Genomic DNA, 289 nt, shown 5'->3' on the forward strand with positions numbered 1-289 from the left:
GTTGATAGTAATCGGGGTACTTATCGGCAACCGCAAATTTAACGCGGCTATTAGCTTGCAGCTCGCGCAGCATTTTTGGTGCATTATCTAAATAGGCACGAATACGCGTCTCATCAACACTGCCTTGGCTGGCCGCTTTAATATAAGTGAGTGCTGCTTCATAGCTGTCTTTGCCGCCAAGTGCACGAAATTCATCGTTATTTGGGATCCAAATACCACCTCCAGATATTGCAGAGGTGCCTCCGTATTTATCGGTTTTTTCAACAATAAGTACTGAGTTACCCTGATC

1 protein-coding gene is annotated in these 289 nt (G+C 45.0%); it reads right to left on the reverse strand.

Translation table 11 applies throughout. From position 1 onward, the window contains the following. On the reverse strand, positions 1 to 289 hold a 289-nt coding region (locus tag AAEY83_RS13975; RefSeq protein WP_351059740.1), incomplete at both ends, for an FAD-binding protein.

It is taken from the genome of Psychrobacter sp. TB20-MNA-CIBAN-0197 (assembly GCF_040309765.1).
Taxonomy (GTDB): domain Bacteria; phylum Pseudomonadota; class Gammaproteobacteria; order Pseudomonadales; family Moraxellaceae; genus Psychrobacter; species Psychrobacter submarinus.